The following is a 23,287-nucleotide window of genomic DNA, read 5'->3' on the forward strand; positions in this document are numbered from 1 at the left end:
GAAGAATGTCTACCCCGCTGACGATCAACTCGGTTGAAACACTGGAACAGGCGCTCCCCATTATCCGTAAAGCACAAGAGCTCTACAGCACATTTAGCCAGGAACAGGTAGATGCCATCTGTGAAAAATCCGCCATGGCCGTGTCCAAAATGCGCATTCCTCTGGCCAAGATGGCTTGTGAGGAGACCGGTTACGGTATCATGGTGGATAAGGTTACTAAGAATCAGTACGCCTCCGAGCATGTATGGAATTATATGCGCAATAAGAAGACCTGCGGCGTGATCGAGGAAAACAAGGCCTTCGGCACCATGCGCATTGCTTCTCCAAAAGGCGTCATCGCCGCCATCACCCCCACCACCAACCCCACTTCCACCACCATTTATAAGATGTTGCTGGCACTGAAGACCCGCAACGCCATCATTCTCTCTCCGCACCCCCACGCTGTAAACTGCTCCATCGCTGCTGCAAAGATCATTCGCGATGCCGCTATTGAAGCAGGGCTTCCCGAACACGTCATCAGCTGGGTCTCAGTCCCCTCTCTGGAAATTTCCGATTACCTGATGAAGAACGTGGATCTCATCATGGCCACCGGTGGTTCCGGCATGGTGAAGGCCGCTTACTCTTCCGGTACCCCCGCTATCGGCGTCGGCCCCGGTAACTGTAACGTGGTCATTGATGAGTCGGCGGATCTGCGCATGGCCGTGGAATCCATCATCCACTCCAAAACCTTTGATAACGGTATGATCTGCGCTTCTGAGCAACACATCACTGTTTTGGCTAGTGTGTACGATGAGGTCAAACGGTTACTGAAGGAAGCCCGTTGCTACTTCCTGAAAGATGACGAGGCCGCCAAGGTTGCCGAAGTTTTCTTTAACTCCAAGACCCACGGCGTTAAGCCGGGCGCGGTTGGCCAGACTGCCAACCGCCTCGCAGAAATGGCTGGTATCGACGTTCCTTATGACACCAAGGTCCTGATCTATGAGACCGACGACACCTCTCACGACTGCGCATGGGCCAACGAGAAGCTGACTACCCTGCTGGGCATGTACAAGGCTGAGACGCTGGACGAGGCCTATGACATTTGCTACAAGCTGGTGCTGGAAGGCGGTGCCGGTCACTCTGCTGCCCTGTACATCGATCCCGCCGAGGAAGAGAAGATTACCAAGTTTGGTCTGCGTATGAAAGCTGGCCGCGTCATCATCAACCAGCCCACTTCCTTTGCCGGCATCGGTGACCTGTACAACTTCGACATTGCTCCCTCTCTGACTTTGGGACCTGGCGCCGTCGGTCACTCTGCTTACATGGGCAACACCAACTACGAACAACTGCTGGATATCAAGGTCCTGACCATGCGCAAAGAAAATATGCTCTGGCTTCAGTTACCCAAGAAGGTCTATTTCAAAACCGGCTGCACCCCCGTGGCTCTGAGGGAGATGAAGGAAGTTTATGACTTCAAACGCGCTTTCATTATCACCGACTCCACTCTGTATCAGCTGGGTGCCTGCGACGCCATTATTAACCAACTGCGTGACTCTGGCATTGAGACTGCCGAGTTCTTCGATATCCGTGTCGATCCCCAAATCCAGGACGCTATGAAGGGTTTGCCCAAGATGCATGAGTTCCAGCCCGATGTCATCATTGCCGTGGGCGGTGGCTCCGCCATCGACACTGCGAAGATCATGTGGATCATGTACGAGCATCCCGAAGAAGCCTTCCTGGACATGGCCACCATCTTCCTGGATATCCGTAAGAGAATCCGTTTCTTCCCGCAAATGGGCAAGAAAGCCAAGCTGGTCTGCATCCCCACCACCGCTGGTACCGGATCCGAATGTACACCCTTCACCATCATTTCCGATGCCAACACTGGAATGAAGTGGCCTCTGATTGGCTATGAGATGATGCCCGAAATGGCAATCATCGACGCTGATAATATGATGAAGTTGCCTCCCAGAGCCACTCAGGCCTCCGGCTATGACGTGTTGACCCACGCTGTGGAAGCGTATGTCTCCACCTTCGCTACCGAATACACCAACGGTATGTGCCGCGACGCCACGAAAATGGTCTTTGATTACCTGCCCCGTGCCTATCGCTCCGCATTTCACGATGCGAAGCCCGATCCTGTGGCTCGTGAGAAAATGGCCAATGCCTCTGCTATCGCCGGTATCGCGTTCGCCAATGCATTCCTGGGCATTAACCATTCTCTGTCCCACAAGTTGGGCGGCTGGTTCCACATCCCCCACGGCACCGCCAACGCTCTGCTGTTCCCCTTCGTCTGCCGCTTCAATGCACAGCGTCATCCCTATAAGATGGGCACTTTTTCGCAGTATAAGTATCCCCAGGCCTTTGAGCGCTATGTGGAGTTGGGCGAGTTAATCGGTGTCAAGGGTAAGACCGATGAGCAGACCTTTGAAAACTGGATCAAGGCCTGCGAGCAGCTGAAGAAGGATATCGACATCCCCGAGACCATCCTAGCTTGGTTGCTGGAAGCCCATCCCGAAAAGAGTGCCGAGGAGTGGGAAGCCGAGTTCCTAGCCGCTGTGGACCAGATGGCGGAGTGGGCATTCCACGATGCCTGCACCGGTTGCAACCCCGTATACCCCACCATTGGCGAGCTGAAAGGCTGCTACCTGAAGGCTTTCTATGGCGAGAAGAAGTACGCCGAGAAGTACGGTAATATCTGGGAAGTGGAAGTCAGCCTGCCCACTGAAACCCACGCCGCCTATCCCATGGGCCTCAGCGCCGATTTGGGCGTAGACAAAACTGGTGGCTTCAACTAACCGCTACCTGCTTAACACGCTTTGCACTTCTTTCACCATTCAGGGGGTCGGTGCTACGGCACCGGCCCCGCCCACAAATCTTGTGAGGCGTATATTCATTTCAGAGTGCCTGATATCCACGGAACGGGAGCTTTGATAGGAAAAATAAGGTTGAAACATTGTAGTCAAAGCACCATTGCGAAAAGGGCGCACAAAACCAAGCCCACTAAAAGTGGGCGAAAAACGAAGGTATGCTTAAAGTCTATGGCGTAGGTGGAGCAGCTACCAGATAACCTTGCCGCTGGAGAATGAAGATGGCTTCCGCCACGGAAACCTCACGGTGCGCTGGAGGTCGGTCTGTCTGCCGGTAAAGTTCAGGATTGTAAGACTCATTTTTCTTGAGAATGTTGTAAATAGCTGTAAGGAGCATTCTGGCAATGGCGATGATTGCTTTCTTGTGTCCACGGCGTTTCTTGAGAGCAAGGTAGCGATTGCGGACTTCTGGGAATTTCTTGGCACGAACCGCATTGAGGGCGCACTGAACAAGCAGCGGTTTGATGTAGGCTCCGGCCCGGCTGATTCTGGTGGTTTTCTTCTTCCCGGCACTTTCGTTGTTCTGCGGCGTAAGCCCAGCCCAGGAGCAAAGATGCTTCGAGGTGGGGAACACGGACATATCCACTCCGATTTCGGAAATGATGCCGATTGCGGTAAAGGATTGGATACCCGGCACCGTCATAACAAGGCCCAGTTGAGGAAGATATTTCTCAGCAGTTGCCAGAATCAGTGATTCCAAATCAAGTTTGCACAGTTGGAGACTATCCATGTGGGAACGGATGATGCGGAGCTTTTCAGCCTGTTCTTCACACATCTCTCCGTCCACAGCGGCGAGCACCTGTTCATTGGTCGCTTTCATGCCTTTGGTGCGGAAACCGGAAACATCCGTAATTTTCTCAGCTGGATTTTCTAAAATCCTGGTCGTAATTGCAGAGGCGGTTTTGCCGAACACATCTGAGAACACATCATCCAACTTGATATTGGAAACGGTTAGGCAGTTCTGTGCCCGGTTTTTCTCGCCGGTAGTGAAGTTGGTAAGTTTCCAACGATAACGAACCAAATCCCGAAGCTGGCGAATATCTGCCGGTGGGATAAAGCTTCCGGCGACAAGGTCGTGCTTGAAGATGTCTGCGATCCACTTGGCGTCTCGCTTGTCGGTCTTCTTGCCCCGAATCGCTTTCACGTATTTCGGATGAGCAAGAACGATATTACAGGTTGGCTCCAGAATGTTGTAGATGGGAATCCAATACTTTCCCGTGGATTCCATGCACACATCTTTGCAGCTATTCTCAGCCAACCAGGCTGCACAACGGCGTAGGTCCCCAGTGAAGGTGGAAAAACGCTTGCTCTTGTAGGTTGTTACTCCATACTCAGTGGTAGAAGCAATACAGGCAACGACAAAGGACTTGTGGACGTCCATCCCGCAGCAGACACGATAAACGATTTTGAGCATAACACATCCCCTCGAAACAGTGTATTTGAGGGAACAGGCAGGGACTGGACGCCCACTGAAAGATTGAAGTAGTCCGTCTCTCCAAAGATAAGGTTACAGGGTGCAAAGCCCTACTCATTGGTGCTTGAAAGAGCGTCCGGCACACATAAAGATTCAGTCCAGCAAGGGCTGGGCCTACTCACCTCCACGTGCTCTGTAGTGTGCCTGCTTCCTCAAGTACAGTCTAACAAATTTAGATAAGTTGCGTCAGAGGTACTTCGGTTTCATTCCCTTTGGTGCCTTGGAGCGCAGCGGAAAGGAATGGTCATAAAGATGGATAATCCTTTGATGTTATCGCTGGATTTTCCTCCACTCTAAACCGAACGTGAATCCTTTCGATTCGTCCAGCTTGCCATCAAGGTATTAGATTGCGTCATACTTCAAACATCTCTCAACATTTGCAAGACTTCTGAGTTTATCAAGTTTTCTTATCTGTTGAGAATCAAGGTTTAGCTTTTTGAGATATTTCCTGATTACTTCGGGATTTTTTGCATGAATAATGTAGGAACTAGAGGTGAATTATGAAGCAAGCGCTGAACCTGCCGAAAAAGATCTATTTTAAAACTGGATCTGCTCCTGTGGCGTTGCGGGAGTTGAGCGATATCTATCATTGTAATCGTGCGCTGTTGATAACAGACCCCAAACTGTATCTGGCCGGAGTAGCAGCTCCGGTGGTAGACCAGCTGCGTCATCAGGGAATTCGGGTGGCAGAGTACTTCACCATTGGTGAGACGGTCTCTTATGAAGACCTCCGGGGTGCACTGCCTAAGTTGAACGAATTCCAGCCTGATGTCATTTTGGGTGTGGGCGGTGAAAATGCTCTGAGCGCAGCTAAGGCATTGTTGGCACTGTATGTCGACTCCGAATTGGATCTGACGGCCGCTGCCGACGATTCCCACCTGATTCCTGCTTGTGACAAAGCGAAGTTGGTTCTGATAGCCGCAGATTGTACGAGCGGTGCGCAGACCTCTCCCTTCGCCGTGCTAAAGGACGATGAGGGCGAGATTCGTGTGCTTAAAAGCATCTATTTGCTGCCTGAACTATCCATTACAGACGCTGATTTTACTCAGTGGTTGACAGCAGAAGGAATTAAGAACGGTGCCCTGAAGGTCCTCTCCTTCGCGGTCCGTACTTATCTGGACCCCAACTGCACAGAATTTACCAACGGTTTGCTGGTGGATGCCATTTCTCTGCTGCTGAAAGACACGAAAGCCGCCATGCACGGCAATCCCGCCGCCAGGGAACATCTACACAATGCGGCGGCACTGGTCGGCGCGGCCTGTGGCAGTGTGTTGGACACTGTGACAACGGATCTGCCCAATTTTCCCACCAATGAGGAACGGCCTACCGGTGATAACGATATCCGCTGCGCCAATCTTGCCGAGCAACTGGGCTTCCATGATTGCCGCGCTTTTTTGGCCAACTGTGACGCTTTGGCTATGTTGTGATTGTCAAGAGAAATCCTCTTTTTACTCCCAACAGGACGCCGGCTGCCGTAATGCGGCAGCCGGCGTTCCCAAATCCATAGAAAGAAGGCTTTCAAGATGAATCATCCCTATAAGACGCGAGAGCGCGGCGCTACGGTGACTGTCTTTGTCCCCTATGACTGCAAAAACCACTGTCCTTTCTGCATCAACAAAGAAGAGTATGCAGACATGACGGGCTTCTCACTAGAGAAAATCTGTGAGAGTATCGGTCGAATGGACAATATATCTCCTCGCTGTGATTTCGTTTTTACAGGGGGAGAGCCCTTTGCGAATTTGGAAGCATTTCAGATAATGATGGACGCGGTACCACCGACCCACAAAATATACATCAACACTACACTTCCGGTTTCCACAGATCAGCCGGAGGAGACAGTGTTGGACTTTATTGAACGGAACATGAGAAAAATTGCCTGCATCAATGTTTCTCGCCATCTTCAGCACTATGTGGTGGAGTCCAACGACTCCCTGCTGGCCAAGCTTCCGGTGCCCTTCCGGGTGAACTGCGTGCTCTATGAAAACTATCCGGTGGATCAGTTGGTGCCCTATCTGGAGCGGTTTCGGAAGATCCCCGGAGCCTCCATTCAGTTTCGCTTCGACTACACCGCCACCACTCAGGAGAACCTGTATGATGAGGAGAACGACAAGATCCTCCGCGATCTCAAGCGGGTGGCCAAGTACACGGGGCTTGACGGCTGCCGGATGCGTTGCGGCTTCCACTTCGACTATAAGGGCATGGAATTGATGTATCACAAGACACTACCCTACTCCACCATCGTGGAGACAGATCCCAAGGACGGTGTCACCTACGACATCCTCTATGACATCCTCATTAAGCAGACAGGTGACATCCACTCCGACTGGGACGGCACGCCCCTGGATGTGGATGCCTATGGAAAGGCCGTGTTTGAGCCCTATGATTTAAAGTGGCTGACGAGATCGACTTAGCAGTTGCAATCGAAAATTTTGCGGATTTTATCAACAGGAGTGATCTTGCATGAGCCGATTGGATATTAAAACCCCCAGCAAGGCCCAGATGGTGGTGGAACATCTGTACCGCAGCATGGAGCACCGGATCGAGGCCAGCCCGCCGGGCCTGTGCCCTATTGATATGGCGCTGAACTTTCTGAACCTCTGCCATGCCCAGACCTGCGGGAAATGCGTGCCCTGCCGGGTGGGCCTGGGACAGCTGTCGGACCTGCTCCACGAGGTCCTGGACGGACGGCCGTCCCTGGACATCCTCCAGCTGATCGAGGACACGGCGGAGGTAATCGTGGCCTCCGCGGACTGCGCCATCGGCGTCAACGCCGCCCAGCTGGTGCTGACGGGCCTCCACGGCTTCCGGGACGACTATGAGGAACACATCCTCCGCCACCGCTGCCTGGGCAGTTTGAAGAATCCCGTCCCCTGTGTGGCCCTGTGCCCCGCCGGGGTGGATATCCCCGGCTATATCTCCCTGGTGCGGGAGGGGCGCTATGCCGACGCAGTCCGCCTCATTCGGAAGGACAATCCCTTCCCCACAGCCTGCGCCTACATCTGCGAGCACCCCTGCGAGGCCCGTTGCCGCCGGCAGATGGTGGACGACGCCATCAACATCCGGGGCCTGAAGCGGTTCGCCGTGGACCACGCCGGGAAGGTGCCAAATCCGCCCAAGGCGAAACCCACCGGAAAGACGGTCACCGTCATCGGCGGCGGCCCCGGCGGCCTTTCCGCCGCCTACTACCTGGCCCTGATGGGCCACCAGGTCACCATCTATGAGCAGCGGAAGCAGCTGGGCGGGATGCTCCGCTACGGCATCCCCAGCTACCGCTTCCCCCGGGAGTTGCTGGACGCGGAGATCGCATCCATCCTCTCCCTGGGGATCAAGGTCCACACCGAGGTGGAGGTGGGGAATGATATCTCTTTCCAAGAGCTGAAGAAACAGTACGACTGTCTGTACATCTCCATCGGCGCCCACACGGACAAGCGGACGGGCATCCCCGGGGAGGACAGCCAGGGCGTCATCTCCGCCGTGGAGCTGCTGCGGCAGATCGGCGACGGGGACCTGCCGGACTTCCACGGAAAACAGGTGGTGGTCATCGGCGGCGGGAACGTGGCCATGGACGTGACCCGCAGCTCGATCCGCCTAGGTGCAGATAAGGTGACCTGCGTCTACCGCCGCCGGCAGGAGGACATGACCGCCTTGCCGGAGGAAGTGGAGGGCGCCGTGGCGGAGGGTGCGGAGCTGCTGACCCTCCAGGCTCCGGTGCGGATGGAGAGCGGGCCGGACGGCCATGTGACCGCCCTCTGGACTCAGCCCCAAATTATTGGGCAGGCGGACAAAAACGGCCGCCCCAGTCCCAACGGCGCGGATCAGCCAGAGCTCCGGGTCCCGGCGGATATCATCATCGTGGCCATCGGCCAGGGCATTGAGACCCACGGCTTCGAGCAGTCCGGTATTAAGATCCAGCGGGGCGGTACGATCCTGGCGGACAGCGGCACCCATCTGCCGGACATGGAGGGAGTGTTCGCGGGCGGTGACTGCGTCACCGGCCCCGCCACCGTCATCCGGGCCATTGCGGCAGGCAAGGTGGCTGCCGCCAACATCGACGAATATCTGGGCTACTGCCACACCATCGAGGCGGAAGTGGAGATCCCCGCGCCGCACCTGTCGGACTTTACGCCCCGGGGCCGAGTGAGCACCACAGAGCGGGAGGCCGGAGCGCGGAAGATGGACTTCCAGTGCATCGAGTGCGGCATGACCCTGGAGGAGGCCCAGCGGGAGTCCGCCCGCTGCCTGCGGTGCGACCACTTTGGCTACGGTGTGTTCAAAGGAGGACGTGAGGAGAAATGGTGACACTGACAATCAACGGACAGACGGTCCAGGTCCCGGCGGGGACCACGATCCTGGAGGCGGCGGAGAAAGCCGGGATCAAAATTCCGACCCTCTGCTATCTGAAAGACATCAACAAGATCGCCGCCTGCCGGATGTGCGTGGTGGAGGTGGAGGGCAGCGACCGGCTGGCCGCCGCCTGCGATACCCCGGTGGAGGAGGGGCTGGTGGTCCACACCAATACCCCCAAGGTCCGCAAGGCCCGGCGGGTCAATATGGAGCTGCTGCTGAGCCAGCACGCCAGCTATTGCTCCACCTGTATCCGCAGCGGCAACTGCCCGCTGCAGAAGCTGGCCAACGACCTGAATATCCACGAGATGCCCTACCATGTCCATGTGGCCAGGGGCTATACGGACACCTCCACGCCGCTGGTCCGGCAGGCCAGCAAGTGCATCAAGTGTATGCGCTGCGTCCAGATCTGCGAGAAGGTCCAGACCATGGGGATCTGGGACCTGGCGGGCACCGGCTCCCGGACCACGGTGGACGTCTCCGGCAACCGCACCCTGAAGACCTCGGACTGCACCTTCTGCGGCCAGTGCGTCACCCACTGTCCCACCGGCGCCCTGACGGCCCGGGACGACACGGTGAAGGTACTGGACGCCCTGGCGGACCCGGAAATCACCACGGTAGTGCAGATCGCGCCGGCGGTGCGGGTGGCCTGGGCGGAGTCCTTCGGCCTGACCGGAAAGAAAGCGGCCACGGGGAAGATGGTGGCGGCTTTGCGGCGGCTGGGCTTCGACTATGTCTTTGACACCAACTTCTCTGCGGACCTGACCATCATGGAGGAGGGCAGTGAGTTCCTGGAGCGGTTCACCCATCGGGACCGCTATCACTGGCCCATGTTCACTTCCTGCTGCCCCGGCTGGGTGCGTTTCATTAAATCCCAGTTCCCCCACTACGTGGACTGCCTGTCCACGGCGAAATCGCCCCAGCAGATGTTCGGCGCGGTGGCAAAGACGTACTTTGCGGAGAAGATCGGCGTCGATCCCCACCGGATGTTCGTGGTGTCCATCATGCCCTGCATGGCGAAGAAGAGCGAGTGCGCTCTGCCCACCATGCGCGACGCCTGCGGTGATCCGGACGTGGACGCGGTGCTGACCACCCGGGAGATGGACCGGCTGTTCCGCAGCGACAACATCCAGCCGGGGGACCTGCCGGAAGAGGCGTTCGACAGCCCCCTGGGCACCGGCACCGGGGCGGCAGTGATCTTCGGCGCCACCGGCGGCGTCATGGACGCGGCCCTACGCTCGGCCTACTATCTCGTCACCGGGGAGAACCCAGATCCGGACGCGTTCACGGCTGTCCGGGGAAACAAACCGTGGAAAGAAGCTGTCTTTTCCATTCCAGGTGCCGGGGAGATCCGGGTGGCGGTGGTCTCAGGGCTGGGGAATACCCGGAAGTTGATGAAGGCATTGGAGAGCGGGCAGGGCCGCTACGACTTCGTGGAGGTGATGGCCTGCCCCGGCGGCTGCGCAGGAGGCGGCGGCCAGCCCATCCACGACGGAGAGGAGTTGGCCGGGAAGCGGGAAGATGCCCTGTGGAAGCTGGATCAGAAGGCCACCATCCGGTTTTCCCACGAGAATCCGGAGATTCAGTCTCTCTACCAAGAGTTCCTGGAGCGTCCGCTGGGAAAGAAGTCCCACCACCTGCTCCATACAGATCATACAACATGGGAGGTTGTGGAAAAAGGTATATGGTTGGACTCTAATTAGATAGTAATTTTGCATATAAAATTGAATTATAAATTGGATAAAACATAGAAAACCGACTGATTTCTCAAATATTTTTAAGACCCGGCAATTACCTTGCCGGGTCTTGCTTTATCCTCAGAACCACAGAGCGAGGTGAGGAGGTGAGGTAATTGGGGCCGTCTGAACGGAGACAGGCGATATGGGAATATCTGTGCAACGCACGGTTCAGCACAACGAGACAACTGGCGGACCGTTTTGGCGTTTGCGAACGTACGATCCGAAGCGATTTGATCGCGCTTGCATGTACATATCCCATCGAAACTTCATTTGGCCCTTATGGAGGCATTCGCGTTTCCAATTGGTACCATCCAGAACAAAAGCGTCTGTCAGCCAGGCAGACATCTCTATTGGTGCGAGTCCGATTGACCCTGGAAGGCGAGGACCTGAAGGTAATGAACTCCATCCTCATCCAATTCGCTCTGCCGGGAAGCTATTAGAAAGATGGACTTTCTGTGGCTTTCGTGTACCTCGAAAAGTGAATATCCGGCAGCGGATTCCCATCAGCTGGCAGTCCCCCGGAAGGGGAAAAGCGATGCGGCGGATGCGCGAAGACCACCTGTGCAGGCGGAAGTCTGCATCAACGACGGCAAGAAAGGTGCGGAGCGGGTCCATCTAGCCCAAAGCAGCTCTGGCAGGCTGTTTCGCCACGACCCTGTCAGCCTATAATGGTACACCTGCCCCGCGTATGCGGGGCCAGCTCGGAGAGATCCTCGGAGGGGTGAGAGTCCCGTGGGCGTTGCCAAACGCCGATCCGTATGTCGCCCATCAGCTCGGGAAGTAGTGTCGAATAGAGCTGAATAACAAGAAATAGATTTTATAAGTGTCCGCCTCAGAGTATGGTTTCACAAGAGAAGCAGAAAAATTCAGAGGTCGGGACACGATTTGCGGGCCGGAGATTGCAAATAATCTCCGGCCCGTGATATATCCCATCTATAAAGCAAAATCGCTTTACAGCAAGTTCCCAGCTTGATTTCAGAAGCTACAGAGATCACAGAAAGAGCTTTTAAAGCAGACGTGGTGGCTGTATTTGTGGAATCAAGACGGTAGCAAACTATAAAAGAGAGGAGCAGACAATATGGCGAACCAAATCTATAAGTCCTTTGAGGAACTGCCTGTAATGCTGACAATCCCACAAGTGGCAAGTGTACTCAGTATATCGCGGGCTGGAGCCTATGAACTGGCCCACAGGAAAAACTTCCCGGCCATGCTCGTCGGAAGCCGGATTGTTGTTCCAAAGGATCGGCTGCTGGCCTGGGTAGACCGGAAAGTGTCTGAACAGATTTAAAACAGGAGATGAAAAAATGTCCAATCGGAAAAACCGTGGAGATGGCAGCATTCGAAAGCGTTCAGACGGTCGCTGGGAAGGCCGTTATACGGCAGGCCGGAACGAGGAAACCGGGAAACTCATTTACAAAAGTGTTCTGGCAAGGACACAAGCCGAGTGTAAGCGGCAGCTTCGGGAAGCGGTCTGGAATCGGGAACATAAAGCAACGCCGCTGACCGGTTTGGCTCAGGAAACGCAAGGAACTTCTGCACCACAAATGAATTGTCAAGAGTACACAGTCGCGCAGTGGCTCCAGACCTGGTACGATCTCTATGCGAAACAAAATATTCGAGAAAGCACCCAAATACAATACAGCTACTTTATGAATCAACTGGTAATCCCGCAAATCGGTGAAGTTCCGTTAAGTCAACTGACCGGATTGCGTCTCCAGATTCTTTATCAAGATCTTCGCATCAATGGAAGGGTACATTCCCAGAAACGGGCGAGTTCCGGTCTGAGTCCTAAAACGGTCCGCAGTGTTCATATGTTTCTGCACGCCGCATTGGAACAGGCAGTTCGTGCCGGTATCATCGCTAAAAATCCGACGATGGAGTGCAAACCTCCAAAACTGGATCGGAAGGAAATGAAGGTCATCCAGCCGGAGCAGATCGGGGACTATCTACAGGCGGCAGCAGAGCGGAACGTGCTGCCATTGTTTTTTCTAGAGCTGACTACCGGCCTGCGTCGGGGCGAGCTACTGGCTCTGCTCTGGAGCGATCTGGACCCACAGAACAGAAGCGTCTCTGTGACGAAGTCTGTCAGCCGGCTGAATGGAAAACTGGTGGTGAGTCAGCCCAAGACCCAGCATTCCATCCGTACCCTGATCGTTCCCCAGCAGGCAGTGGATCTACTGATCCAGGAACACAGTCTGCATCCGAATAATCCATATCTGTTCCCTTCCCCAACAACTGGAACCATGTACAGCCCTGAGACCGTGGCACGAATCCACAAGAGAATCCTTCGGGACGCTGGACTGGAGGACTGCCGTTTTCATGATCTGCGGCATACTTTTGCCACCGTGGCCCTCCAGAACGGTGTCGACATTAAGACGCTCTCCGGGATGCTGGGCCACTACTCCTCCGGATTCACACTGGATACCTATACCCATGTGACGCGGAAAATGCAGGAGGAAGCGGCAGAGAAAATGGGGCAGTTCATGGAGATGAAGCTGTGATGAAAGCACCTGAAATCGTCCATTTTGTCCAGCTCCGTCTAATTAAAGTGCTCCCCAAGTCAAGGACAAAATCATTTGACCCATTGCGGCAGCATTCCGGCGGGGTGCTCACCTGTGGAGATGTACTCGTAAAATTCGTTTGGGGACAGCTTCGCCAAGTCCCACTGGCAGCGGTCCTGGTTGTAATAATCCATCCAGCGGTCAATGGATGCCTTCGCATCCGCAAAGGATGTCCAACCGGGGATCTCACCGGCCAGCTCGTCTTTCATGTGCCCGAAAAAGCTCTCCTGGGGTGCGTTGTCCCAGCAGTTGCCCCTGCGGGACATGGAGCGCCGCAGCTCCCGGCTCTCCACCAGTTGAATGAATTTCAAGCTGGTGTAGTGGGTGCCCTGGTCACTGTGGATCACAGTCTCTTTGTTCAGCGAGGTGCCGTAGTTCTGCACCAGCCGCTCCACCATCTCCAGAACGAAATCCACTTCCAGAGATTCGCTCACGGCATAGGATAAGACCTGTTTCGTGCAGGCGTCCAGGATCGTGGACAGATAGCAGAACTTCCCATTCAAAGGGATATAGGTAATATCCGTCAGGAGGATGGCCCTGGGACCGCGTGATTCAAATTCCCGGTTCACCAGATTCTCCGCGGTGCTGCCCATCCGGATAGACCTCTGTAATCTGCGGTAGGGATTCGGCTTCCGAATGGGGCAGGTGAGACGGTACTTCCGCATGAGCCGGCGGATTTTCTTCACATTCATCCGCACGCCCATGTGCAGCAGCCGCATGTGGATGCCCCGGGCGCCCTTTGCGTAGCTGCGGAACCGGTACGCCTCTAAAATCCACTCAAAATCTGCCCGGTCCCTCTGCTCCCTCGTTTCCCTGGCTCGTTCGGAACGCACCCAGTTGTAATAGCCGGAGCGGGACACACCGGCCAATTCGCACAGCTCTTTCACGGTGAGGATGTTCTTCCGGTCCGCCAACGCCTCCTGGATGGCCGCGAACCGTTCTCCGGCACTGTCCATGACTACTGTTCCGGCTTGTCGTGCAGCCGCATGACTTTTTTTAAAAACGCCATCTGCTGCTGGAGGCACAGGATCTCCCGCCGCATCCGTCTGGCAGCTTCGACAGACGGGGAGTCCGCCGATGTTGTCTCCTTCTGCAGGCGCACGCCGCCCCGGGTGCCCTCACGAAGCCCTTCCAGAGACTTGGCTTCCCGCCGAATGCGCTTGGTGGTGTTGTGGACCCGCTCGAAGCCCAGGACTTCCGTGTTATAGCCCAGCTTGCGGAAGGCGGCCGGTCCGGTGTACCCTTGCAGGCTCAAGGCCCAGAACGCCTCCTTGAAGGCGAGGGTGTAGGAGATCGTGTCCGCTGTCACGCACCGTGTGTACGGGTTTGCCCGTAGATGCCGGATCTCCTCCGGCGTGAATTGTTTTTTTGTGCTCATGCAGCACCTCCATCTGGTGATCTTATTTTATCACAGATGAGGTGCCTCTGACCCTATGGGTCAAATGCGTGTCCACTAAACGGGGCCGTGGGTCAAATCCATCGTGTCCATTTTCTTGGGTACAGTTTAGGTACAGTTTAGGCAAAAAATGGGTCAGAAAATGGGTCAGCAAAAATGAAGTCCTCAAAAAAGTACAAAAAACCCGCTGATTTCTAGTGAAATCAGCGGATTTTTGGTCCGAGTGGCGGGATTTGAACCCACGGCCTCTTGGTCCCGAACCAAGCGCGCTACCAACTGCGCTACACCCGGATAGCTGCCTCTCTTCCAGGGCACCAAGGCCCCGCAAAGCAACGTAGTTTATTATACGGAATTTTTTGGCCGTTGTCAAGTGTGGAAGTTGTTTCGATCCCTATCTCTCAGGACTGCGGCCCCAAGGCCGGGGGCACGGTATGCGTGCCCCCGGTTTGATTGCCTCGTTGGTTCAATGCTTTTTTCAGTCTCTCTTCCTGCCCTTCCGGCCCAGAATCACGATGGCTGCTGCGCCAGCCAGAGAGGCCGCCAGCAGTGCCAGATACAGCGCCAGCTGGGCAGTGTCTCCCGTGGGAACAGAGTCATCCGGTTCATCAGGGTGCCCCGGTTCGTCCGGCGTATCCGGCATATCAGGATCCGGGCTTTCGTCCGGGTCAGGGGTCGGATGCGGATCTGGATCCGGCATGGGATCGGGACCCGGGTCTGGATCCGGCTTGGGGTCTGGATCTGGATCCGGGTCCGGCGGCGGAGTCGTGTCGTCATAATTGATGATTAGCACTTCCGCCGTGTCTCCGAACGGGACCATCCCGGGGTTGTGCCCCTCGACGCGGGTCCCATAGCCGTCCACACGCGCCTCTGCCACTGTGTAGCCGACGCCGGAGGGCAGGCCCTTGGCTGTCTTGCTCTCCCCGTCTTTCAGGGTAAATGCTGCCACGCCGTCCTGGAACGTCATATCCCCGCAGATGCCGTTGATGGACTTGTCGTCAAGCGTGACGGTGAAGGAGAAGTCCCTCTGCCGGTCACCGCTGTACACTTGCTTTTTGACGGTCAGGTTCCCCTTTCCGTTGATGACGTTCCATCCGTCCACCCGGGTGCCGTAGCCATCCACCGGCTCCTCCTGCACAGTGTAGGTGTACGCCCGGCCACTGTCGTCGTAGGCGGGCCAGCTGCCGAAATCATAGGTCCAGCTGCCGTCGGCGTTCGGGGTGACTTCCCGCTCGGCAACTTTGGTGCCGTTCTGCAGGAGGCTCAGCGTGATGGAGTTCGGACGGTCGTCCGCTCCATCACCCACCCAGGTCTTCCGCCCCTGGATGGCAATTTCCGTCTCCTTGCCGCCCAGTGTGTTGGTCAGAGCCAGCGTACCGCTCCCTGTCACAGTGTACGACTCCAGGTGTTCTTCCTCCACCCAGTAGGTATAGGGATTACCGCTGCCGTCCGTATCCGGCAGATGCTCAAAGGTGTATGTCCAGACATCGGCGTTTCCGTCCTGGGCATTTTTCGCGGACAGCGTCACTTCGCCTGCTACTTCGCCCTGGGCTGCCGGATCCGTTCTGCGGTAGAGGGTCAGCTTCAGCGTCTCCGGGCGAAGGCCCTGCGCGTCACTGTCATCCCGCCAGGTTTTGGAGACCGGGATGTCCGTATAGCCCCTGTTGGTGATGGCAGTGGTGAACGCCACCGTAGTTTCCGTCGGTTCTCCATGATCGTAGATCACTTCCATGTCCTCGTCCGGGGTTCCCTGTTCAATGGCGTAATAATAGTATTTCTGGTTCTGGCTGTTTACTTTGTCCAGCTCTCCGAAAATATGGCGCCAGTTATTGGCCGCAGACAGCTCTGCGGTCATGCCGGCGACCTGCTCCACTCCATCCACGCCGGTCTTCCCCATCAGGTTCTTGTCCGTGGTCCGCCAGAGTTCCATTGTGATCGGATGTTTCTTGGTATCCGCGGTGTGCCATTTCTTTTCCACTGTCAGGGATGTCACAGCTTTATTGGTGAATTGGAATTCAGGGTAGGTCCCATCCACATCGGTCTTGTTTTCCTTTTTCGTATCTCCCACCTGGACGTAGCTGCCGCTGACCGCTTCGGTCACGCGGTATTCTGTCTCGGAGTCGGAGTCCGGCAGATAGCTGCCCGGCATTCGGGCTGGGAGGTTCTCCCAGACGGCTTTCCACTCTGCGTACTCGTAATAGGGTTTGTCCAGATCAGGATCCGTAGTTCCATCCAGCGTGACGGATACAGCCGTCAGGGTCTTCCACGTATACGCCGGGCCCTCTGCCGGATTCTCCAGCGGAACCGCATATTGCAGGTGCAGGGTGACCTGGGCGCCCTCCTCGCCGGCAGGCATCCACGTCTTGCCGGCAAAGACCTTGGTGGTCTGCATGTCGTTGGCCGCTGTGGTGAGGAAGCCGTCGTCAGACTGCCCGCCATAGGTGTAGGCCGCCGTGTACGCCTCGTTGTAGGAATCTCTGAGCAGGACATAGCTGCTCAAATCGACTGCTCCGTTCGTCATTTGATATCCTGGCTCAAGCTCCACGGCGCGATAGGTGTACTCCCCTTCCGCATTCTGTTTCGGCAGGCCGGAAATCGTCATCCCTACCGGCGATTCAACCGTGCCCTCTGTATCCGTTCCGGTGAGGGTCACTACCAGATCCTGCTTTTGACCGTTTTCGCCGGTCACCTGGACGGCTTCCCATGCTGCCGCTTCCCAGCCAACAGATAGATCCGTGGTCCGCTGAATCAGGAAACTGGTCTCCCAGGTCTTGCCGGCTTCGTCTGTATCCGGACGGGTGCCATAGACGTTGTTCCGGTCGTTCGTCCAAATCTTCTGCACCTGCAGCGAGGTCGTCGCCAGCTTGTTGGTGATGGTGGTCGAATTTCCGGATTCCGTGTAGGTGTCTTCAATTCCCGTGAAAAGGCCGCCGCTGTCTGCAACAGTGTATGCGAACTCTTCACCGCAGGTATCGACAGTAATCGTCGCGGCTCCGCCTTGATAAGCGATTTCCGTCTCCACCACGCGATAGGACAGCTCCGAAATCCCGCTGTCTTTTTTTACTACACGCGGCAGGTTCTCACAAGCTCCACTCCAGGAATCATAGATATGCCGGTTTTCCAATGTGATCGAAAAACCATTGAGTATTCCGGCATCCTTCAGTTTCTCGTACGCGTCTTCTCCCAGGTTCTCCTGCGTGAAATAGTCCGCTGCCCTCTGCCAACCTCCGCTCTTTCCCTCCTTGACATACAGCTCAAAGGTGACGGACATCTCGCCAAGGTCCATGTAATCGGCAGTGATGGGCTCGCCATCGCTGCCCACCCACCGCTTGGTGAAGGGGGCTCTGGTCTCCAGAGAGTTTTTCAGCTCCTTCATGTGGATGGTGTCGCCGTCTGCGGAGTCCTCACCCGCTGTCCCATTGCCGGTGAAGTAATATTGGTACCGCTCATACAACGCTTCCTTCAGATCGGAGTTCAGCTCTTCCTTCACGGTGTACACCCACCGGGCGCCGTTGGGGGCCCACTTTTCCAGCTCCGTCTGGGGCTGCGCGGCGGGAGGCGTCTCTTCGGAGGGATCCTGGGAATCGGGGTCTCCGATCTGGTCCGGATCTTCCGCAGGTTCTGTCGGTGTGACCGGGACGCTGCCGGCGCCGCCATGTTCCCCATCCGCCGGATCGCTGTGCAGGCTGGCGGCACTGAGGGTCTCCTCCTGCGGGGCGGACTGGCCGTCCCCGTCTCCCGCCTGGGAGTCCGGGTTCTGGTCTTCTTCCCCATCTGCCGGAGGTTCCGGACTCTGTGTATCCCCTTCGTCCGTGGGAGGATCGGCGGGCTGGTTTCCCTCCTCCGGGGGCATTTCTGTGGGCGGCGTTGTCTCCTCTCCCTGGCCGGGGCCCGGTTCGGCGGGCTCTTCCGCGGAGATGCCGGGCTCTTCTGCATCCGGATCGTCCGCACCCCAGATCTGATAAGTCCACTTTCCGGTTTCTGCATCCTGGGTCCACTTGACGGTGTAGTCCTCGCCCTCTGTCAGCTTCTCCTCGATGTGCGGGTCGCCCTGCCCCTCCTGGGCAGCGGCGCGGCGGGTCACAGTGAGCCGGATAACGGGGACCAATGTACCATCTTTCCCCTCTTCATAGGGGGCATCCGGACGCAGACCGAAGGCGTCGTAAAAGTCCTCCCAGGCTTTTTGGCCCGTGAGGGTGACGAACTCTGTCTGCACAGCCTTCCGGCTGTTCAGGAACGTGGCGTCGGCCTCTTCCCGCTCTTCATGGGGCAGCAGACCGCCGACAGTATATCCGTCCCCTGTGACGTCTTGGGCCTCCAGGTCGCCCGGGCCGCACCAGGTATCGTAGCCGCCCAGGAAGCTCTTGTCCTCCTCCACATGATAGAGGTACAGCGAGCCGTTGGGCGCATACTGCTCCAGGCCTGTAAAGGAAAGAACCGTTTCAACAGTTGTGCTGTCTCCTCGCTGCTGGTAAGCCGCCTCGACCTCCTCCGAGGACCAAGTGGCCGTCCGCACCAGCTCCTGCGCGGAGGGCTGGCCGTTGTTCTGGATGTAGACCCGGTACAGATGGAAGCGCACGGCGGGGTAGGCGATGGGCAAGTCATCTCCGCCCAAAGGCAGTTCCAGGATTTTTTTCACCGACAGACTGCCAGTCGGGCTGTGGAACACGTTCTCCACCTGGAAGGTGTTGGAGATCTCCTGTATATCAAACAGATCCAGCGATTCCTGGGGTCCCTCGCCGGTACCGTCCAGGGGCAGCCCGTTGGCGCCGGTGATGCCTTCCTCCCGGAGAACATATTCGTACAGCTTGCCTTCCTCCGTGTATTTGGGCAGCCCTGGCTGGTCTTCAGATTCCGGCCGGACGGTTCCGGCTCCGTCATCGATGATATTTTTCCCCTCATAAAGGAGCCGGAACGTATAGTTCTTCAGGCCGGACCAGTCCTGAACAGTCAGGGTCGCGATGGGGGCTCCGCCAAAGTCAAACGCCTCCCCGCTGCCCTGCACCCGCCGGTACAGTGCGAAGGCGACGTTGGGCAGGTCCACCGCCGGATAGCCAGCGGGCAGGTTGGTCCACAGCTTCCGTCCCTCAATGGCGACCGGCTTATTCAGGCGGTTGACGAAGGTACCATTTGCGTTCAGGGCATATTTGGCGTAAGAACTGCTGGCATCCTGAGACACTGGTGGGTTGACGCCGTCCAGGTTCGTGGTCTGCGCTTCGTAAGCCGCCTCCATCCCCGGGTCAGCTTCGTCACGCGTGCCCAGACAAGTTTCACCCGTCCAGTACTCCGCAATGGCGTAGTCAAAGTCGGAGGCGTTTACACTGGTGCGCTCCACCGCGGAGTAAGTGATCTTGTAACCCCAGTCGTCATACTTGGGCAAGTTCTCCAGCTCGGCCCGCCAGAAATACTGCCGGTCCGCAGATCCGTTATCCCCGGAGGCGGTGCCGGGCTCCTCACCCGCGGGATCGCCTGCTCCCTCGGACGGCGCCTCCGTCTCCGGCGGGAGCAGGCCCTCGTTTGTCCAGCGGTAGCTGGGATAGATCAGTTCGGTTTCGATCCCGTCCTCAGCAGCAGAGGTATGCACAGTCCGGTAAATGTCCAGATAGATGTCCGGACGACTGCCGGAGCCATACATATAGATGTCGTACCACTGCTTGTACCAGACAGCGTCCGTTACGCCGGTGCGTTTGTTGGTGAGGGTGATCTTCTGCTCGTCATTCTTGTTTTCACCGTCATTTGCCGTATAGGATTCTTCCTTTACAGAGCTTGTGTATGTATTCCACAGGGCATAGACCTCCGGAGAAATGGTCCGCAGCTGATCCAGCGTGATCTCATTGCCGCCGTCCAGCCAGACCTCCTCCACGGTATAGCGCACCACTGTGCCGTTGGTGTCGTACTTGGGAAGGTTCCAGAAGTCAAGGGAGTTGGACTTCGTATCTGCCGTGAGAATCGGCTGAATAGAGGAAACCCGTCTTTCGCTTCTGTCTTGAATCTGTACATCCCCGCCGCCCAGGTTCACATAGCCAAATCCATCTTTCTGATAGATTTTAAATTGTCCTTCCGTATCATCGCTGGCGGCGATCTTCAGCTTCACGGCCAGAGTGAGGCCGGAGGTGTTCTCCAGGGCTGCCTGGAGTTCCCCCACGCCGTCTCCGCCGCCGTCCCGCCAGTCCTTGGTGACGGTCAGGTCCACATTGCCCAGCCGGCGGTTGGTGACGGTGCAGACCGTCTCACCCGCGATCTCCTCGCGGTCGTATGTAGCTTCATAGGCATGGTTTCTGCCGGGGACAGTGTCGCGGGTGATTCCGGGAGCGTTGATCTCTCCCTCGGTCGGGGCGCCTTCGGTTCCAAGGACCGCAGTCGCTCCGATTTTGGTCTCCCGGATGTAGACCTGGTCCGGCGTAAGTTCTCCAATGCCGGCCCATGCGTACCAGATGGGATCTCCGTCCTCCTGGGATTCGCCCAGCGTGACGAAGGTAATCGCCTGATCTCCTTCTTTGCTGTACACCGTCACTTCCACTGGCTCCCGGTGGGCGGCGTCGCTGTCGTCCACCCAGTTCTTCTGGACCAGGATCCGATGGCTTCCTCCCGGGCCGTTGGTGACGATGGTCGTATAGTCTCCGGTGCTGCTGTCGATGGAGGTTTCATAGGTGGGGTTCCCGTTCTCCTCCAGGATCAGGTATTCATACCGGCGCCCCTCTTCGTCATACTCTGGGAGGTTCTGGAGCAGGGCTTTCCAGGCCTCAGAAAACTGAATGGAAATTTCACCGTCGATCGCATCTATGAATGCGTTTTCCTTCGTGAAATCAACATTGACGGTCCCACCTGCATCCATTGTAAAGGTAAGAACCTTGCATGTTTCTGTCAGAGACTGTTCGCCGATGGTACGGTACAGGGCGAAGGTCACCGGCCCCTCCTGGGCGCCGCTTTTCCACTTCTTTTCCACCGTATAATCTATCTGGTTGCTGACGGCATTGGTGATCTCGGTGGTGTTGCCGTTCTCCACATCGGTCACACGGTACTTTGCATCTCCCCGGCTGCCGCCGCCGGACAGGGTAAACGAGTTGTTGTCCAGAAGATTTGTTTTATTCTCGCCCTGGTAAACCGCCGACTCCACCCAGCGGTACTCCAGCTCCCGGCCCTGGTTATCGTATTTGGGCGCGCTGGCGCTGACGGACAGGCCGCCCAGGTTCTCCGCCGTAAATTTTCCCGTTTTCTCCGTTCCCAGCGTCTCGGTGATCTCCGTGTCTTCCCAGGGGTCCTCACTGCCCACCGGCCGGGCCTGGAGCATCAGCTCCACCCGGACATCCTCCAGCGCCGACTGGAAAGCCGCTGCTTTCCAGATCTTGGTCGCATTAACCGTCACCGTGCCGGAGAGCTTGTTGGAAAGGGTTCCCCCGTTGTAGAGGTATGTATTGTTCGTCTCCCGTGCAAAGTCTGCATCCTCGCTGGTCAGTTTTTTCAGCGTACCGGAATCCTCGTCCAGCGCCCAGATGATGTCCGTCACGCCGCCGTCTTCCCCCACCGCGCCGAATACCTGGGTGTAGTCCCCCGCATGCTCACCAGTGAGATACTCTCGGACCACATAGATATACTCGTAGCCCTCCGAGTCATACTTGGGCAGCTCTGCAAACTGAATGTCCTGTTTCTCCTGCCCGTTGAGCGGGACCGTCAGAATGCTGCCCCCATCATCCCGGACGGGCGCGGCCGTTGTGTAGCTCTGCCCGGCTCGGTAACGCCACAGCTGGAGTTCACCTGCCGGGCGGTGATCCGGATCCGCCGCGTCCTCCCAGACTTTGGAGGCCTGATAATCCTTTACGCCCGTGAGCGTCAGGTACAGGCTGCCGCCGTCATAGAGCTTCCCCACCTCTGTGCCCACGTTGGGCGTGCTGGAGTTGTCGTAGGAGATCTGGAAGTAGTCGCCCTCGGGCAGGGCACCCGCCGCGATGCCGTCGGCGGCGTCCAGCCGGCCGTCGCCTTTTCCGTCTCCCTCCCTGGTCTCCTCTACCGAGTAGTTGATCCGGCTGCCGTCCAGGTTGTACTTCCACAGACCGCTGACGGTGACGGTGCCGCTGGTGGGGTTGTCCGGGTCTCCATCAGGGTCCTCTTCTATCTTCATCTGATCCTTCATCTCTGCCAGCAGCCGGCGGAGGGAGCTTGCTGTATAGTTGGTGTCCACCACGAAGTCAAAGCTGTTGTAAATGGCTTCTGCGATGCCTTCCGCGCCGCCCAGATTACCCCAGCGGAGCTGAACGCGGAAGTTGAATTCGTCCTCCAGCACATAGTACCAGCCGTAGTTGTCCCCGGCGGAGGGATATTCCGACACATTGCCGTTGTTGACCTCTACCGGGCTGTAGCCGTCAACCCCTTCGGACGGTCCCATGATCCACTCTACACGGGATTCTGTTGAGGTCTCCCCGCCGTAGCCATCGGATGTTGTGGTTTCGATCGCTTCCGGCAACACGCCGGTCGGGACGGAGACCGTATAGGTGTTGTTCCCGTTGTCGGCCACCGTCATTTTCGGCATAGCGGACAGGCCCACCCCGGAGAGCGTCGAGTCCTCCCCGCCTTTCAGCTCAATCCATTCCCCGTTGTCGATCCGGAACCACAGCGACGGCTGATACGTATTCGCCCCGGGACGCACTCCGTCCTCATTGTTGTTATCCACCCAGTAGAGCGTGTTCTCTTCAAATGCCCCGGCGGCATACCAGCTTGTCACCGTCACCACCGTATCTGCGTAAATCACAGGCACCAGGGTCAGACACAGTACCAGTGCCAGCAGCCCGCTGACCAGCCGCCGGCCTCCCTTCTTCGGAAACTTTCCCTTTGGGAGCCGCCCCCGCTCCCGGACTCTCTTGCCTCGATACAGCATAACCCCTCACCTCATTGAAAAATTGTTCACACACATATCCAGTGCGTCCCTATCG

The 23,287-nt window shown here is 56.9% G+C and carries 12 protein-coding genes, 1 tRNA gene and 1 pseudogene; 9 read left to right on the top strand and 5 right to left on the bottom strand.

The genetic code is table 11. The annotated features are described in order from the left end of the window. The first annotated feature begins 5 nt into the window (after window positions 1–5). Window positions 6–2,777, top strand: a complete 2,772-nt coding sequence (gene adhE / locus DN611_RS09090) for a bifunctional acetaldehyde-CoA/alcohol dehydrogenase (RefSeq protein WP_025544095.1) — start codon at window positions 6–8, stop codon at window positions 2,775–2,777. A gap of 241 nt (window positions 2,778–3,018) precedes the next feature. Here adhE and DN611_RS09095 read toward each other — a convergent pair whose 3' ends face one another. Continuing rightward, complete coding sequence (locus DN611_RS09095; protein WP_119310534.1) at window positions 3,019–4,263, bottom strand: IS110 family transposase; 1,245 nt, start codon at window positions 4,261–4,263, stop codon at window positions 3,019–3,021. Window positions 4,264–4,823: 560 nt separating this feature from the next. Between DN611_RS09095 and DN611_RS09100 the strand changes: the two genes are divergently transcribed. The 8 genes and pseudogenes from DN611_RS09100 to DN611_RS09130 all read left to right on the top strand — a co-directional run bounded on the left by DN611_RS09100 (window position 4,824) and on the right by DN611_RS09130 (window position 12,907). Next, complete coding sequence (locus DN611_RS09100) at window positions 4,824–5,750, top strand: iron-containing alcohol dehydrogenase (RefSeq protein WP_025544096.1); 927 nt, start codon at window positions 4,824–4,826, stop codon at window positions 5,748–5,750. 96 nt (window positions 5,751–5,846) lie between these two features. Then, window positions 5,847–6,083: pseudogene (locus DN611_RS17000) on the top strand (4Fe-4S cluster-binding domain-containing protein); the annotation flags it as partial. An 81-nt stretch (window positions 6,084–6,164) separates the two neighbouring features. Beyond that, on the top strand, window positions 6,165–6,734 hold the full coding sequence (locus DN611_RS17005) for a hypothetical protein (protein ID WP_276854525.1): 570 nt from the start codon (window positions 6,165–6,167) through the stop codon (window positions 6,732–6,734). A gap of 49 nt (window positions 6,735–6,783) precedes the next feature. Next, complete coding sequence (locus DN611_RS09110) at window positions 6,784–8,622, top strand: NAD(P)-binding protein (RefSeq protein ID WP_119311130.1); 1,839 nt, start codon at window positions 6,784–6,786, stop codon at window positions 8,620–8,622. After that, on the top strand, window positions 8,616–10,370 hold the full coding sequence (locus DN611_RS09115) for an NADH-dependent [FeFe] hydrogenase, group A6 (protein ID WP_025544098.1): 1,755 nt from the start codon (window positions 8,616–8,618) through the stop codon (window positions 10,368–10,370). Before DN611_RS09110 ends, DN611_RS09115 begins: the two co-directional genes overlap by 7 nt. Window positions 10,371–10,519: 149 nt before the next feature. Beyond that, entirely contained in the window at window positions 10,520–10,846 is a 327-nt protein-coding gene (locus DN611_RS09120; RefSeq protein ID WP_081692087.1) for a DeoR family transcriptional regulator, read from the top strand. A gap of 638 nt (window positions 10,847–11,484) precedes the next feature. Next, window positions 11,485–11,694 (top strand): helix-turn-helix domain-containing protein, encoded by a 210-nt coding sequence (locus DN611_RS09125; RefSeq protein WP_025544099.1) that lies wholly within the window; start codon window positions 11,485–11,487, stop codon window positions 11,692–11,694. 16 nt (window positions 11,695–11,710) lie between these two features. Next, window positions 11,711–12,907 carry a tyrosine-type recombinase/integrase gene (locus DN611_RS09130; RefSeq protein WP_025544100.1) on the top strand — a complete coding sequence of 399 codons (1,197 nt, stop codon included), beginning with the start codon at window positions 11,711–11,713 and terminating at the stop codon, window positions 12,905–12,907. A 71-nt stretch (window positions 12,908–12,978) separates the two neighbouring features. On the opposite strand, the gene DN611_RS09135 is transcribed toward DN611_RS09130, so the two are convergent. The 4 genes from DN611_RS09135 to DN611_RS09150 all read right to left on the bottom strand — a co-directional run bounded on the left by DN611_RS09135 (window position 12,979) and on the right by DN611_RS09150 (window position 23,232). Further along, window positions 12,979–13,923 carry an IS3 family transposase gene (locus tag DN611_RS09135; RefSeq protein ID WP_025544101.1) on the bottom strand — a complete coding sequence of 315 codons (945 nt, stop codon included), beginning with the start codon at window positions 13,921–13,923 and terminating at the stop codon, window positions 12,979–12,981. Between the two features lie 2 nt (window positions 13,924–13,925). Continuing rightward, a complete protein-coding gene (locus DN611_RS09140; protein ID WP_025544103.1) occupies window positions 13,926–14,345 on the bottom strand; it encodes an HTH domain-containing protein in 420 nt (139 codons plus the stop codon). A gap of 233 nt (window positions 14,346–14,578) precedes the next feature. After that, a tRNA-Pro gene (locus DN611_RS09145) sits at window positions 14,579–14,654 on the bottom strand. Window positions 14,655–14,838: 184 nt separating this feature from the next. Further along, window positions 14,839–23,232 carry a Cna B-type domain-containing protein gene (locus DN611_RS09150; protein ID WP_119311131.1) on the bottom strand — a complete coding sequence of 2,798 codons (8,394 nt, stop codon included), beginning with the start codon at window positions 23,230–23,232 and terminating at the stop codon, window positions 14,839–14,841. Window positions 23,233–23,287 lie beyond the last annotated feature (55 nt).

This window comes from Oscillibacter sp. PEA192, assembly GCF_003574015.1.
Taxonomy (GTDB): domain Bacteria; phylum Bacillota; class Clostridia; order Oscillospirales; family Oscillospiraceae; genus Oscillibacter; species Oscillibacter welbionis.